We start from the raw sequence: 14,999 nt of genomic DNA, 5'->3' as shown, positions 1-14,999 counted from the left end.
TAAGTTGTAGATATATAAAAAAGGAGAAAAAATGAAACTGGTTTATCTGTTAATGTTACCTGTGGTCCTGATCGCATCAAGTGGTGAGTATTGTAGCTCATGTCATAAGGGGAAAATACAACTTTCACATTTGAAGTCTAAGAAGGAGTGGAAACATTTGATGATGGATGGTGGAGAAGCACTCAAAGAGATACATAAAAATAATCTGGATGTAGTCAAGTATATTCAGAGTGACAGCTACAGTAAAGATGAGGTATCTGACTATGTAGATTTCTTCGCCAATAATACAGAGGAGCAGATAGCCTATCTCAATCAGAAAAAATGTGAAAAGTGTCATGGTTGGAGAGTAGGTATGTTACAGACAAAAAGCGAATGGAAGAGCCTTTCTCGTTCACTGGTGCCATTAAAAAAAGTACATGCCAATAATCAAGAGGTATTGGCACTGATAAACTCTGAATCTTTTAAAAAGACACTGCCATACTTTATCAAAAAGATCAGTTTTCATGCAAAAGATTACAGGAGAACGAGTAAGCAAAAAAGAGATAAAGTATCAGATAGCAATCAGTCTGCCTATACCACCTATACATTTAAAACAAAATCTTTGAATTTTATCTATAAAACTAAAAGCGGTACCAAAGAAGACGCCAAGTTAGTTCAGAGATATCTCTTGAAAGCGTTAAAGGAACATACATTTAAAAAGCCTCTTTCGATCACTTTAATTGAAGGTAGATGGGATACCGATGCCGGTAATGCTTTTATGTTCATATTGACACTCTCTTTGGCTCCAGTGAAACGGACAAAGCATATACAACTTATTATAGAGTCAGACAAAAAAATATACACGGCTGAAACAATGATGACAAAAAGTAATGGATGGGCAGTAAAAGATAAGGAGTCACGAAGTATGCAAACAGTCATATCTGAGCTTCTTAAGGAAGCAAATATGCATATCCGAAATTCAAAGAAGTAAAAAGCCTTTAGACCTCACAAACAATTTTGTATCCCAGACCTTTGACATTTTGGATGATATCAGCATCTATCTCTTTTTTGAGTCTTGAAATTTGTGTACGGAGCATTCTATTCTCTTTAGGCTCATCCCAAACGGCCAGAGAGAGTTGTTCTGACGAGACCGTGACATTGGGCTGCTTGCAGAGTGTTTCAAGTATCGCCAGAGACTTACTGCCTAGGGGTAATTCTTTGTTATGCTGAAAGAGCCGTTTCTTCTCCATGTCAAAATAGAGATACTTCGTGATATAGACAGAGGATCTTTTTTTTTGGGTCATTTGTACTGTATTTTCCTGTTTGTTCTCTTTGAGGCGTGCCAGTGTGATCTTGAGTGTGGTGAGGATATTGGTCTCGTCATACGGTTTGATCATGTAGCCGTAACTGTTAGACTCAACCGCATAGTCTATCATCTCATCGTCACTGTATGCAGTGAGGAAGATCACTGCGATATCCGGAGCAGTGTGTTTGAGTGAGAGGGCTACTTCACTGCCGCTGATGTGGTCTTTTAGCATAATATCCATCAGTACGATATCAGGATTGAGCTTGGGGATACGCCTGAGTGCCCTTTCTCCTTTGTCTATGACAGCAAGTACTTCAAAGTGATTGTTCTGAAGTACTTGTTTGAGGTACTCTGCAGCGATGAGTTCATCTTCTACGATTACAATTTTATGCATCTTCCATCCTTATGATATAAGATAATCCGTTCATATAGTATATCTCTAATCTACCCTCTATCTGTTGAGTACTGAGTTCTATGAGTCTCATGCCCAGACCTTTTTGCTGGGTCATTTGATCTGTATCAAGGTACTCTATGCCATTATCTTTATAGTTGAAGAGATAGCCTTCTGAGGTTTGGGTCATAGAGATATCTATCTGCAGACCTTGTGGGTTTTTGGCATATTTGAGTGAGTTTGTGATCATCTCATTGAGTATTAGACCCAGCTGTACCATAGTATCCAGCGGTAGTGCAAGGTCTCTGTCTACATTGAGGTTAAACTGATAGGTATTATCGTGTTTGTAGGCTTTCCCCAAGAGTTTTTCAAGCCGTAGGACATAGTCATAAAAGCGTACCTTGTCAAAACTCTCCTGTCGGTAGAGCATTTCATGAACCGTGGCTATGGCTTCGATGCGTGATTTGCTTTTGAGTATGTGAGGTTGAAGCTCTGAAGACTCCTGTAGGGCTTGTAGACCCAGCATGGATGCGGCGACATTGAGGTTGTTCTTGACACGATGGTGTACTTCACAAAGCAGGATGTCTTTTTGGCTGTTTGAGTAGATAAGACTGGAGAGCGTAGATTCTATCGCCAGATGATAAAAGATACCAAAAAAGACAGTGAGCATGGAGACAAAAGCGATGTTGATCAAGGCTAAAGGGTTGTTGATGATCGGTGTTTCAGGTTGTGCGATAGAGAGATAGTACAATATACCGATGAGCAGTATATAGATAAACCCGTTGATAATGAGTGCTTTTTTGAAAGGGATGAGAAAAAATGTTGCTAGAGGGAGCAAAATAACATAAATGATGACCATGTTGCCAAAGTGGTTAAAGTAGATCAGGATATAAAGAGGGATGACTGCTATAGCGATGATGAGATAGCTTGCAAGCTCTTTTTTGGACCAGAAGTGTAAAAGATAGTAGCTAAATGCAGTCGTAACCAAGGCACTGAAGTTGATACTGGCATTAAAGTAGTTTCCAAAGAGAAGATCTCTGATCACTGCGAGGATAAAGATAAAGAGAAAACTAAAGTGAAAACCATAAAGCAGGATCTCATGATGGTTCATGGTTTTGTATGGGAAGTATTTATACAATATTGAAACCTTCTCTATCTATTTTACAATTTTTAAAATTGTAGCATAACTTTAGTTCTTAAAATGACACGATTATGACATACTAAGGTGTTATAATATTTATAGGTGAAAGCCAAATAGTTCAAGAAACATTTTGATATTAAAAGAGTCTATGAATAAAAACTACAAACTTGTTATTATTATTGTACTGTTACTCATATCACTAATAGTAGTCCTCTCTTTTATAAATTATAAGACAACACTTACACTTGTACACGATCAGATAGAAGAACAGTCTTTGCCTCTTTCTCTCGATAACATCTATACAGATATACAAAAACAGGTATTGCAACCCTATCTGATCACATCGATGATGGCAAATAATACCTTTATCGCTGAGTGGCTTCAGGATAATGAAAAGAGACCTGATAGTGTTAAGAATTATCTCAGTGCTATCAAAAACAAGTATGGACTTCTCAGTGCCATTCTGGTATCTGAAAGAACCAGGGCTTACTATACGCAAGATGGATTTTTGGAAACATTGAATCCTGAGAACAAAGATAACAGCTGGTACTTCAGGTTCAAAGACTCTCCAGATGACAAAGAGATAAATATTGATACCAATGCCAAGATAGATACAGAAGTGATCATGTTTATGAATAACAAGATATTTGACAAAAAAGATAAGCTGATTGGTATCACAAGTACAGGGGTGAAGATCGGTTCAGTCAACAGCATGCTCAATATGTTTAAAAAGAAGTATCGGCTTGAGGTTTCCATTTACGACAAAGATCAAAATATCATTTTGGCACAAAAAGAGAATCAAGCAAAAAATCTTAATGAGATCAGTGAATATACTCCTTTTAGCAAGGCAATAAGCTCTCAGTATGCAACCTCTTTTAGTTTCACAAAAGATGAGCATCAGTACTTTGTCAACATCAAGTATATACCTGAACTTAACTTGCACATACTTGTCAGAGCCAAAGCTAGTGACTTTACGGGCTCTTTGAAGAAAACATACTATATGGATATCTTCATCTCACTGTTTATCACACTTTTTGTAGCGTTGATCATGTCAGCTATCATCAAGTCTTATGTGGATAAGCTTGAATCCTCCAATGCCCAAAAAGACATACTACTCAAAGAGGTTCATCACAGAGTCAAGAACAACCTAAACATTACCACCTCTATGTTGGGACTTCAAGCGATGCAAGAGTCTGAAGATGTCCGGAACCATCTTCTCAAAAGCAAGTCGCGTATCGATGCCATTGCGGCAGTGCATGAGATACTCTATAAGCAGGACAACTTTAGTGAGATCAACTTCTATGCCTATATCAAAAAGCTTGAAGCTTCACTCCTTGGGATGTTTGGCAAGAACAAGACATTCACGCTTGCGGTAGATGTAGATAGATCACTGATCCTGCCACTGGACACCATGATACAGTTTGGACTCATGGTCAATGAGATGCTGACTAACACCATAAAGTATGCACAAAACAAGAAAGGGCTGGAGATCACTATCTCACTGGAAGAGAAAAACGGACATTATACCTTTGTCTACAGGGACAATGGTGAAGAGGTAGTAGATATCGCATCAATGCCTATGGCTAAAGGTCTAGGAAGTACATTCATAGATATCTGTGTCAAGCAGTTGGATGGAACATTGACAAAGAAGTTTGAGGGTGGACTTTGGTATATGCTTGTTTTCTAGAACGTATACGCAAGATAGATGAGTCACGTATCTAGAAGAAATGCACCAAGGATGATAATATTGAGTATCATAGTCTCCTTCTTTCACTTTTTTCACTGATTTGTTTTTAAGTTACTTTTTATTATGATAAATTATATATATTTATGGGAGAGAATAATGAGAAAAGTATTGATAGGAATTATGTGTACGGGTGTGACACTTTTTGCTGCGCAGAATTTGGGGACGTTCAGCAAAGTCTTCGGCGGTGATGAAGATGATGTCGCCAAGGCTGTTGTCAGGACGGAGAATGGCTTTCTGATCGCAGGAAAGACCAAGAGTTTTACGAAGGACAGGGACTTTGATGCCTACCTGATCAATATAGACCGGAACGGCAAAAAGATTTGGTCGAAAGTTTACGGCGGGGAAGATGACGAAGAGGCGAATGCGATCGCGCGCCAGGGAAATGATTATGTCTTTATGGGGTCTACGGAGACTTACGGCAATGAACGCATGAGCTTTTATATGGTGAAAGTGAACAGTGAAGGCAAGCCCTACTGGCAGACCACATTCTACCGGGATGATTCCGACGAATATTACGGTACTGCTGTGGTCTCTGACGGAGAGGAGCTTGTTTTTGCCGGATATGAACGACATTTGCAGTTCTTTGATGAAGACCTTAGCCCATACATCTTTAAAACTGACAAAGACGGTGACAAGCTTTGGGGCGGCTACTATGGCGGTAAGGATGATGACCGTGTTTACGGCCTCATTGCCACAGGGGACGGCTACCTTGCAGCGGGTGATACGGAGAGCTATGGCCACGGTGACAGTGATGCCTATCTGGTGAAACTCGACAAATCGGGTAAAAAAGAATGGTATGCTGCTTTTGGTGGCAAAGATGACGATGCCGCACGTGCTGTGGTAGCGACGAAGGATGGGTATCTGCTTGTAGGGAATACGGACAGTTTTGGACGAAACTACATGAATGCCTATGTGGTAAAGACAGACAAAAAAGGTAAGCTGCTCTGGGAAAAAAGTTACGGAGGAAGCCGTGAGGATGAAGCATTTGCCGTTGCAGCAAGTGCCGATGGCGGATTTGTGGTTGTTGGGCGAAGCGAGAGTTTTACCAGACGTAACGGTTTCGATCTTTACCTTTTCAAGATAGACAGCAACGGCAAGCTGCTTTGGGAGAGAACCTACGGTGGTGAAGCGGATGATGTCGGCTATGATATTATGGCACTTGATGACGGATATCTTATTGTTGGGGACAGGAAAACGGACAGAAGAAGAGACAGTGATGTCTGGGTACTGAAAGTGGATCTCAAGGGCCGTCTTTAACCCCTTATAGAGCAGTCCTTAACGCTATTTGGGTATAATCGGTCAAAAAATAGAGTGAGAGACATATGAAAATACTGCTTTGGTTTTTACTGCCGCTGTTCGTGTTCGCCAAGGTGCACTATGCCAAGGTGGAACCCTATGAGAGTGTGGTACTGAAGTCTGCCGTGAGCGCTTTGGTACTTGAGGCTGACCTTGATGCCGAGGGTACATTGGTGCAAGAGCGCAGAGTGATCCATCTGGATGATGTGATGGACAACATTAACCTCAAAGACAGTCAGGAAAGTGTACAGCTTCTTGAACAGATGATCAGTATCAATCAGGACATAGCCGGCAGTCTGAGCAGCACAGTCAAGAGACAGGAAGGATACTATCAGCGTATCTCGAAACTGAGTACTGCTTCAAAGACCCAGAAAGACAATGCCTACAATAGTTATACTTCTGCAAAGACACAGTATCTTTCGACACGCGAAAAGATCGTCAGTCTGGAGAAACAGCTTATCGACATGAAATACAAAGTAGCGCTTTTGAGCGATACAATAGGAAAAAAATCGATTGTTCTAAAGAAAAAATATCTCTATAAACTGATGGTTCGCGAGGGAGACTTTGTCAATCCGGGTACACCGTTGGCCGAGGTACAGGATATCAGCAAAGCCAAGCTGGTGCTTTTCCTGGAGCCTGAAGAACTTAAAGATGTAAAAAGCAGAACAGTCTATATCGACGGAAAGAAAACGGCGTATAGAATCAATAAGGTATGGAATGTGGCAGATGAAAAATTCATCTCTTCCTACCGTGCGGAGATATACATTCCTGCGCCCAAAAAGAGGTTTTCAAAACTACTGAAGGTTGAACTGAAATGAAAGAGACAGCATGTGGACTTGACTGCTACGATGCCTGCAGGATCATCGTAGAAGATGATAATTTCAAAATAAAAGGGGACAAAGAGCATCCAACAGGCAACGGTGCGCTCTGTGCTCTGCTCAACAAACATATGTTCGAAACACCGCGTATCGAGAAACCGCGTATCGATGGCAGAGAAGTGAGCATGGAAGAGGCGATGCAGGCGGTTGCGGAAGCATTCAAAACAGACAGCTCTCTGCTTTGGAGAGGCTCGGGCAACCTGGGGGTCATGCAGGGGATCACCGATCTTTTCATGGAAAAGATAGACGGTACACTGACCAGGGGAAGTCTCTGTGACGGGGCAGGCGATGCGGGGATCATCATGGGACGCGGTATCAACAGGAACCTTCCGCTTGAGCAGATAGAAAAGGCTGAGACCGTTGTGGTCTGGGGACGGAACGTTACCGTGACCAATTCGCATATCATGCCTTTTCTGGAAGGCAAACACATTGTGGTGATAGACCCGGTAAAGACTGCCATAGCCAAAAAGGCTGACCTGCATATTCAGATACAGCCGAGAACCGACTATTATGTTGCGATCATGCTGGCCCGTTTCATTTTCATGGAAGATACTGAAGATACCGAGTGGATGGATGAATTCGCTCCCGAATATGAAGATTTCTACGATTATACACGTGAACACCGTATCAAAGCCATACTGGCCTATATTGGTGTCGATCTGGGAGATATGGGACGTATTTTGAACTACCTGCGTGACAGAAAAGTGGTCTTTCTTGTGGGTAACGGTGTACAGAAATACTCCACAGGAGCCTACACGATGCATGCCATTGACTCCCTGGCGGCAACGCTTGGGCTTTTCGGAAAAGAGGGCTGTGGGGTGAGTTTCCTTTCAAACTCCAAACTGGGATTTGAGGATCCGTTTGAGGTGGAGTGCAAGCGTGTGCCCAAAGCGACAGCAGAGTTCTCCAAATTCGGGACTGTTCTGGTACAGGGAGGGAACCCTGCCGAGTCCATGCCGGACAGCAAACGTGTCAGAAAAGAGCTCGAAGCGGTCGAGAACCTGATCTATTTCGGCCTGTATGAGAATGAAACGTCCAAAAGGGCAAAGATCGTCATTCCCGCAAAGAACTTCTTTGAAAAAGAAGATGTCAGGCTGAGTTACGGGCATCAGTATGTCCAGAAGATGAATAAAATTCTTGACGCCGACATTGGTATCAGCGAATATGATTTCACCAGCAGACTCTTCGACCTGTTCGGATTTGACGGTTTGCAGTCCGAGGAGTACTACTTGGATGCCTGGCTGTCCCAGTGTGAGAGGGAAGGGGAGCATTACATCTCGCCCGCACATCAGGATGCACCTTATGCCGAAGGCTTCGGAGAAGAAGATGATGAATTCGAGTTCATAGATGAGTTCGAAGATGACTTCATCAATACCAAACGTTTCAGAAAGTACCGAAAAGAGAGCAAGAACAAACCCAAAGACGAAAGCTTCTGGCTGTTGACACCCAAGTCTTCCAAATCGCTCAATACGCAGTTCGTCAGAGAAGAGACCGTACAGCTGCCACCCGATGCCGGCTATGCCGAGGGCGAAAGGGTCAAAGTAAGTTCAGAGCACGGCTCTGGCGAATTTACGGTCAGGATCAATGAAGACCTTAGGCCTGACTGTCTCATCATCACTGCCAATACACGGGGGGTGAACTATCTGACTCCAAGCATTTTAAGTGACGGGGGAGAGAATGCCTGTTATCAGGAGGTTAAAGTACTGGTTGAAAGGGTATAGGGATTATCCGAAAAAGCTTTTGGCAAAGATCATCGAGGCAAAGATGAAGATGGTCATACCGCTGAAAAACTGGATGTAGAAGCGGTTGGAGATCATCATGGAGACGACCACTCCTGCCAATGTCGTAATGATGAGCAGTCCGAACAGTATGAACATCAGTGTTGCTACATGTGTAGGGAATTCCATGGGAGGCTCATCGGGAAGCACAAATGTCTGCAGACCGACTGCAGCGAGCCAGAGATAGATCAATACAGAGAAAAATGCCGTCCAGAAAAGAAACTGTATCTTTCCGCTTCTGTAGATCATTTGGCAGCCTTTCTGTTCCTGGATTTACGAAGAAAGATTATATCGTTTTTATATTGAGAATGGAAGAATTGTGTTGTGTATGATTGACATAAGATAAAAAGTATGATAATATGTATGAAAGTTATACATACAAGGATTTCAGATGATAAGAAAAACAGTTTCGATCGACGAACATCTTTTTTTACAGTTGAAAGAGGAGGGTGTCATGGATCACTTCAAGAACTTTTCAGATCTTGTTTCCTCTTCCCTGAAACAAACGGTCGAATCGATCAAAAAAGAGAATTACAGAAAACAGATCGAACAGATGGCCAATGATCCCATGGTCATTGAAGATATTGAGCAGATACAGGAAGATTTTAAATATGCAGACGGTGAAGTAGATGCATTTTAACATCTACTGGGCAAACCTCAGTCCTGTTGTAGGCAGAGAACAGGCAGGTCACAGGCCGGTTCTTGTCATTTCTAACGATATCGAAAATCAGATGGATATTGTAACGGTCATTCCGGTAACATCACGAAAGACCGGAAGAAAGGTCTATCCGAATGAAGTGTTATTTACACTAAACGGAAAAGAGGCGATACTGCTCTGTCATCAGGTAAGGACGATCTCAAAGCAGCGCCTTGACAAGAAAATTTCCCTGCTTGATCCCAAACTTCAGCAGAAAGTGATCGATGTGCTTTGTATGCGGTTTATGTAGGAATGTGGGAAATGTTTCTAACAGTCCCTGATATTCTTTTTTCTCTCTTATTCCCTGACAGGTTATTATTGTCACCTGGAACATTTTTTATGTATTGATTTTTGATTTTTACGCTAAAATATACCATCTTAATTTAGGATTGCCTTGTGACTTTAGAGAGCCTCGATATCAAACAGCAAAAGCTACGCCAACTCCAACAGATACTTCCTGAGATATTTGAAGATGGGGAGATTATTCCTGAGAAACTGAAAGACGTATTTGCTGATGAAGTCAATGAGTCTCGTGAGCATTACAGCTTTACCTGGGCTGGCAAAAGAGACTGCTACAAGACCATACGCGAAAAGACCAATGCTACACTGAAAGTGGATGAAGACAAAGAAATCCCTGATGGTGATAATGTTTTCATAGAAGGTGACAACCTGGAAGTGCTGAAGCTCCTGCAACTCTCCTACCACAAAAAAGTCAAGATGATTTACATCGATCCTCCGTATAACAAAGACAAAGACTTTGTCTACTCTGACACATGGGGTGACAGCATACAAAACTACCTCATACAGACAGATCAACTCCGTAATAAGGGTTACACCACTACCAAAACCAACAGTACAGGACGCAGACACACCAACTGGCTTAACATGATATACCCAAGGCTTTGGCTAAGCCGTAATCTTCTTAAAGATGATGGGGTCATTTTTGTGAGTATAGATGATGATGAAGTGCATAATCTTCGTAAGGTGATGGATGAGATTTATGGGGAGGAGAATTTTGTAGGACAATTGATCCTGAAAACTGCGACAGATAATAATAAAACTCAAATAAATGTTGAGCATGAGTATATGATTGTTTATGCAAAAAATATAGAGTTACAAGATAATTGGGAACGTAAAAGTGAAAATGCATTAAAGATTCAAAAAAAATATTTAGAATTGAAAGAAAAATTTGACGATGATACAGAAGTTATCCAATTTGAATTACGAAAATGGATTAAAAGTAATAAAAATGAACTTGACAAAGTAACCCACTATGACAATGTAGATGACAAAGGTGTCTTCCATGATGGTGATATTGCTAATACAAAATTTGGCGGATATAAATACGAAGTGCTACATGAAGTAACAAGAAAACCTTGTAAAATACCTGCAAAAGGGTTTCGGTTCCCAGAAAATACAATGAGGAATATGATTAACAATAATGATATACTCTTTGGCAAAGATGAGACAGTTTTAATAAAGCCTAAAAAAAGATTATTGAATGCCAAAGATGTACTTAGAAGTATGATTTATGAGGATGGAAGAACTTCAACTAAAGTCTTTGAGTCAATGATGGGTCGTTCAGTCTTTGATAACCCAAAGTCACATTTTATCCTTAGTCGCTTAATTGGTTTTGTCACTAAAAATGATGACATTATTCTAGATTTCTTCGCAGGAAGTGGGACAACTGCCCATGCAGTTATGGATTTAAATAAAGAAGACGGTGGTAACCGCAAGTACATCTTAGTCCAACTCCCTGAAGCTACTGATGAAAAGAGTGAAGCCTACAAAGCAGGGTACACAAAGATATCTGATATCACCAAAGAACGCATCAAAAGAGCGATGAAAAAGCTGGACTACCAAGAGGGTTTCAAGTCCTTTAGATTGGACAACTCCAACTTCCAAATCTTCAAAGAGGTAAAAAAACGACCAGATATGAGCTACGAAGAGATAGAGAAGATGCTCAAGATGAGTATGTTTCATGAGAATATCCTCACCCAGGGAGCTAAAGCGCTGGACATCGTCTATGAAGTAGGGCTTAAAAATGGGTTTACATTGAGTGCAGAGATCGGTGAAGTAAAAACAGATAACTACAGTTTTATTACGCTTAGTGAAGATGAGAAAATTTTCTACTTTAGTTTTGACAAAGAGATAACAGGTGATATCGTACACGATGTACCTAAAGATGCAAAACTCATCTGTTATGAAAAGGCATTGACCACCAATGTGAAGTTAAACTTGCGTGAGAATTTGGATTTGGAGGTGCTGTAGTGGAAGTTGACATTTTCAGTGCACTGTGCTATAATACTCCCAACATACTTCCTCCACCTCTTTACAATGTGCCAACGGGGAAGTGCTTCTTATGATTTCCCACACTTTCACAAAAAAACACCTTAATTATGATGAACAGATAGCCTTGCTAATATCTCGTGGTCTGGTAGTCACAGATACAGATTTGGTACGTAAAAAACTGGAGCATATCAGCTACTATAGATTGAGTGCCTATTTCTTGCCGTTTCAGTATGAAAAAGATATTTTTAATGCTGATACGAGATTTGAAGAAATTCTTAGAGTGTATTATTTTGATAAAGCACTGCGTAAGATTGTATTTGATGCCATAGAAACTTTGGAGATCAATATCAGGGCAAATATAGCCTATAACCTCTCCAAAGAGACAGGTGCTTTTGGCTATATGAAAAAAGAAAATCTGAATATTGGCTATACAGAGTACATCAATCTCATGCAAACGATACAAAGAGAAACAAACCGTTCGAGAGAAGCCTTTGTGACGCATTTTAAAAAGCAGTATAGCTCTGACATACTTCCTGTATGGATGATGGTAGAGATCATTTCTTTTTCCACACTTTCCAAACTTTTTAAAGCCCTTAAACCAGAGCATGAAACCATGACAGCCAAACTGCTTATACCACCAAAAGTACTCAAAAACTGGCTGCATGTCACCAATCATGTACGTAACATCTGTGCACATCACGGAAGAGTGTGGAACAAACAGTTCGCTATCAAAGCACTCCTCCCTAAAAAAGTAACAGCGTTTCAGGGATTAAAAAATGATAAGATATTTGTCGTGATACTTATGTTGAGCTATATGTTTGACAGGCTTGAAACAGCCGATGGATTTAAAAGCAAAATAGTCTCATTGCTGGAGGAGTATCCTGATATACCTCTGCATAATATGGGATTTAGTGAAGATTGGAAAGAGAGATTATGCAGCTAAAATACACTACTCAACCCCACCAGACCAAAGCCATAACGTCTATAGTAGATCTTTTTCAGGGTCAGAACAGACAGGTATGTGAGTATGATATTTTTGATGGTGAAGCCGTGTGTGGCAATGGATACATTCTGGATGATGTAGCGATACTGGAGAACTTACAGCGGGTACAAAGAGAGAATGGCATAGAAGAATCTTTGATGTTACAGAGTCGTGACTTTTCTGTGGAGATGGAGACAGGAACGGGGAAGACCTATGTGTATATCAAGTCTATACTGGAACTGTATGAAAAGTATGGGTGGAATAAGTACATTATCATTACACCCTCTATCGCTATTCGAGAAGGAGTACTCAGTTCTTTGGCAAGTATGAAAGCACACTTTTCTTCACAGTATAGGTTTCCTTATGATTACTTTGAGTATGACTCTTCCAGGCTAGGGAGTTTGAAGCACTTTATACGTGATGATGGTTTACAGGTCATGGTGATGACTATAGACAGTTTTAAAAGAGCCAATACCATACTAAACATGACACAAGAGGGATTTGCAGGCACACCTAAAGAGAGCTTGCAAAAGACCAACCCCATACTCATACTTGATGAACCACAAAATATGGAAAGTGAACTGAGCAAAACCTCTATAGCAGAGCTCAATCCACTCTTTACGCTTAGATTTTCTGCTACACATAAAAACTACTACAACTTAATCTACACACTTACGCCTAGAGAAGCATTGGCGCAAGGCTTGGTAAAACAGATAGATGTACTAGCCCTTAGTGAAAATCAAACGGTCAATGATACTTATGTGAATGTACTCAAAATAGAGATAGACAAAAAGTCAAAAAGACCCGTGGCAACACTGGAACTCATCATCAAAAATAAAGATGAATTTGTGACAAAATCAGTCAAGATAAAAGGCAATGACAGCCTGAAGGATAAAACAAAGAACCCAATCTACTCTGGGTTTATAGTCAATGAGATAAACGCAAGAGAGATGTTTATACAGTTTGAGAATGGTTTACGCTTAGAATTGAGTCAGATCAATGGTCAGGTGAAACGTCAGATACAAGAACAGCAGATAACAGAAGCTATAGCCATGCATATGGAAAAATACGAAGTACTAAAAGCCAAAAATATCAAGGTGTTGAGTCTTTTTTTTATAGACAGGGTGGCAAACTTTCTTGAAGAAGAGGATGGATGGATGCAAAGACACTTTTGTCAAGAGTTCGATAGACTGAAAGTGAATTATGAAAGTTTTAAAGAGATAGAGGCCAGTGATGTCTATAAGTACTATTTTGCAAAGCGAAAGTCAGGGTATATAGATGACTTGAAAAACAATGACAGTGATAGAAAACTGGCAAAAAAAACCTATGACTTGATTATGAAAGAAAAAGAGAAACTTTTGAGTTTCGAAGAGAAGACAAGTTTTATTTTTTCTCATAGTGCCTTAAAAGAGGGATGGGATAATCCGAATGTATTTTTCATCACCACGCTTAACGATACAAAATCAGAGATGAAAAAACGACAGATACTGGGGCGTGGTGTGCGTCTGGCAGTAGATAAGTTCGGGAATAGAGTAGAGGACAAAGAGATCAACAGGCTTACCGTGGTTGCAAATGAAAGTTTTGATGAGTTTGCCAAAAGTTTACAGCTTGAGTATGAAGCAAGTGGGGTAAGTGACGGTAGCATTCCAAATAATATAAAGAAGAAAAAGGTTGCTACACGAAAATATGCAGAAGTGGAACTTAGTAATGAATTTAGAGCTTTGTGGAAAAAGCTAAAAAGTAAAACGATTTTTGAACTCAAACTGGACGAAGAGAGATACAAAGAAAAAGTCATCAGAAAACTGCAAGAGATAGAAACTAGAGAACAAAAGATTGTAAGACAGTTTGGTACGATAGAAGATGATATTTATGGTTATGTGGCTGAAGAGAAAAGTTATGGCTTGAACTTTGAACAGACATTGCCAGACCTGGTCTCTTTGATAGAACAAGAGATAGGACTTACCAGAAAGATGATTATAGAGATATTGGGTGAAGTTGACCTGAAACCTTTTATCCGTAATAGTGACAGCTACATCAAAAGAGCATTAGAAGCATTTGATGATGCAAAGCATGAAGTACTTACAGAAACAGCCGATGGTATAGCCTATAGAGAAAACGGTGAATATTATGAATTTGTCAATGTATTTCCTGATGTACTAGAGGGGTATGACTTGGAAGATTGCAAAAGAGGCTTATATGATGCAGAGCAGTGGGATTCTGGTATAGAAAAAGACTTTATTGGATGTGCTGATACACACTTCAAATTTTTTGCAAAGCTCCCTAAGCGATTTAAAATCAAAACACCATTAGGAAATTATAGTCCCGATTTTGCAGTTATCAAATATGATGAGAGTGAAGGAGCTTTTGTGGTAGAAACAAAAGGAAGTGATAAACATAGAGATATGCGAAGTAGGGAAGCATGGCAGATATCTTATGCTAAAAAGCATTTTAAGTTCTTGGATGTGAAATACAAAGATAAGATCAAGAGCTGTAATGATGTATAACAACACTC

At 40.3% G+C, this 14,999-nt stretch carries 13 protein-coding genes; 10 read left to right on the top strand and 3 right to left on the bottom strand.

What is annotated here, in order from left to right; all coding sequences use genetic code 11:
* Positions 1-31: 31 nt before the first annotated feature.
* Positions 32-970: a hypothetical protein gene (locus YH65_RS08175; RefSeq protein ID WP_154806492.1), complete on the top strand. Its 939-nt coding sequence runs from the start codon at positions 32-34 to the stop codon at positions 968-970.
* 7 nt (positions 971-977) lie between these two features.
* Here YH65_RS08175 and YH65_RS08170 read toward each other — a convergent pair whose 3' ends face one another.
* Together YH65_RS08170 and YH65_RS08165 are read right to left on the bottom strand one after the other, a co-directional pair.
* Positions 978-1,679 (bottom strand): response regulator transcription factor, encoded by a 702-nt coding sequence (locus YH65_RS08170; RefSeq protein WP_046551442.1) that lies wholly within the window; start codon positions 1,677-1,679, stop codon positions 978-980.
* Positions 1,672-2,814 (bottom strand): sensor histidine kinase, encoded by a 1,143-nt coding sequence (locus YH65_RS08165; RefSeq protein WP_154806491.1) that lies wholly within the window; start codon positions 2,812-2,814, stop codon positions 1,672-1,674. The genes YH65_RS08170 and YH65_RS08165 overlap by 8 nt, the downstream gene beginning before the upstream one ends.
* Positions 2,815-2,965: 151 nt before the next feature.
* Between YH65_RS08165 and YH65_RS11305 the strand changes: the two genes are divergently transcribed.
* The 4 genes from YH65_RS11305 (at position 2,966) to YH65_RS08145 (ending at position 8,459) form a co-directional block, all read left to right on the top strand.
* Positions 2,966-4,504, top strand: a complete 1,539-nt coding sequence (locus YH65_RS11305) for a sensor histidine kinase (RefSeq protein ID WP_052746152.1) — start codon at positions 2,966-2,968, stop codon at positions 4,502-4,504.
* A gap of 156 nt (positions 4,505-4,660) precedes the next feature.
* Positions 4,661-5,821 carry a hypothetical protein gene (locus tag YH65_RS08155; RefSeq protein ID WP_154806490.1) on the top strand — a complete coding sequence of 387 codons (1,161 nt, stop codon included), beginning with the start codon at positions 4,661-4,663 and terminating at the stop codon, positions 5,819-5,821.
* 65 nt (positions 5,822-5,886) lie between these two features.
* Entirely contained in the window at positions 5,887-6,678 is a 792-nt protein-coding gene (locus YH65_RS08150; RefSeq protein WP_046551439.1) for an efflux RND transporter periplasmic adaptor subunit, read from the top strand.
* Positions 6,675-8,459: a molybdopterin-dependent oxidoreductase gene (locus YH65_RS08145; protein WP_046551438.1), complete on the top strand. Its 1,785-nt coding sequence runs from the start codon at positions 6,675-6,677 to the stop codon at positions 8,457-8,459. Before YH65_RS08150 ends, YH65_RS08145 begins: the two co-directional genes overlap by 4 nt.
* A gap of 3 nt (positions 8,460-8,462) precedes the next feature.
* Here YH65_RS08145 and YH65_RS08140 read toward each other — a convergent pair whose 3' ends face one another.
* The gene (locus tag YH65_RS08140) at positions 8,463-8,765 is read right to left on the bottom strand and encodes a hypothetical protein (RefSeq protein ID WP_046551437.1); all 303 of its coding nucleotides are present in this window, start codon (positions 8,763-8,765) and stop codon (positions 8,463-8,465) included.
* Positions 8,766-8,907: 142 nt separating this feature from the next.
* Between YH65_RS08140 and YH65_RS08135 the strand changes: the two genes are divergently transcribed.
* From YH65_RS08135 to YH65_RS08115, 5 genes are all read left to right on the top strand, one after another.
* Positions 8,908-9,156, top strand: coding sequence for a hypothetical protein (locus YH65_RS08135; RefSeq protein ID WP_046551436.1), 249 nt, complete (start codon positions 8,908-8,910; stop codon positions 9,154-9,156).
* Entirely contained in the window at positions 9,146-9,463 is a 318-nt protein-coding gene (locus YH65_RS08130) for a type II toxin-antitoxin system PemK/MazF family toxin (RefSeq protein ID WP_046551435.1), read from the top strand. Before YH65_RS08135 ends, YH65_RS08130 begins: the two co-directional genes overlap by 11 nt.
* A 146-nt stretch (positions 9,464-9,609) precedes the next feature.
* On the top strand, positions 9,610-11,484 hold the full coding sequence (locus YH65_RS08125; protein ID WP_052746151.1) for a site-specific DNA-methyltransferase: 1,875 nt from the start codon (positions 9,610-9,612) through the stop codon (positions 11,482-11,484).
* A 184-nt stretch (positions 11,485-11,668) separates the two neighbouring features.
* The gene (locus YH65_RS08120) at positions 11,669-12,448 is read left to right on the top strand and encodes an Abi family protein (RefSeq protein WP_169745671.1); all 780 of its coding nucleotides are present in this window, start codon (positions 11,669-11,671) and stop codon (positions 12,446-12,448) included.
* Positions 12,439-14,991 carry a restriction endonuclease gene (locus tag YH65_RS08115; protein WP_046551433.1) on the top strand — a complete coding sequence of 851 codons (2,553 nt, stop codon included), beginning with the start codon at positions 12,439-12,441 and terminating at the stop codon, positions 14,989-14,991. The genes YH65_RS08120 and YH65_RS08115 overlap by 10 nt, the downstream gene beginning before the upstream one ends.
* The last annotated feature ends 8 nt before the right edge of the window (positions 14,992-14,999 follow it).

Source organism: Sulfurovum lithotrophicum (assembly GCF_000987835.1).
GTDB classification, from domain to species: domain Bacteria; phylum Campylobacterota; class Campylobacteria; order Campylobacterales; family Sulfurovaceae; genus Sulfurovum; species Sulfurovum lithotrophicum.
The sequence above is the reverse complement of the archived record's forward strand: the minus strand, read 5'-3'. Positions and strand labels throughout refer to the sequence as shown.

Excerpts from the sequence above, each read along its gene's own strand:
- YH65_RS08130 (WP_046551435.1), top strand. The coding sequence starts at position 9,146 with ATGCATTTTAACATCTACTGGGCAAACCTCAGTCCTGTTGTAGGCAGA.
- YH65_RS11305 (WP_052746152.1), top strand. The coding sequence starts at position 2,966 with ATGAATAAAAACTACAAACTTGTTATTATTATTGTACTGTTACTCATA.
- YH65_RS08155 (WP_154806490.1), top strand. The coding sequence starts at position 4,661 with ATGAGAAAAGTATTGATAGGAATTATGTGTACGGGTGTGACACTTTTT.
- YH65_RS08115 (WP_046551433.1), top strand. The coding sequence starts at position 12,439 with ATGCAGCTAAAATACACTACTCAACCCCACCAGACCAAAGCCATAACG.
- YH65_RS08170 (WP_046551442.1), bottom strand. The coding sequence starts at position 1,679 with ATGCATAAAATTGTAATCGTAGAAGATGAACTCATCGCTGCAGAGTAC.
- YH65_RS08140 (WP_046551437.1), bottom strand. The coding sequence starts at position 8,765 with ATGATCTACAGAAGCGGAAAGATACAGTTTCTTTTCTGGACGGCATTT.
- YH65_RS08145 (WP_046551438.1), top strand. The coding sequence starts at position 6,675 with ATGAAAGAGACAGCATGTGGACTTGACTGCTACGATGCCTGCAGGATC.
- YH65_RS08135 (WP_046551436.1), top strand. The coding sequence starts at position 8,908 with ATGATAAGAAAAACAGTTTCGATCGACGAACATCTTTTTTTACAGTTG.
- YH65_RS08150 (WP_046551439.1), top strand. The coding sequence starts at position 5,887 with ATGAAAATACTGCTTTGGTTTTTACTGCCGCTGTTCGTGTTCGCCAAG.
- YH65_RS08175 (WP_154806492.1), top strand. The coding sequence starts at position 32 with ATGAAACTGGTTTATCTGTTAATGTTACCTGTGGTCCTGATCGCATCA.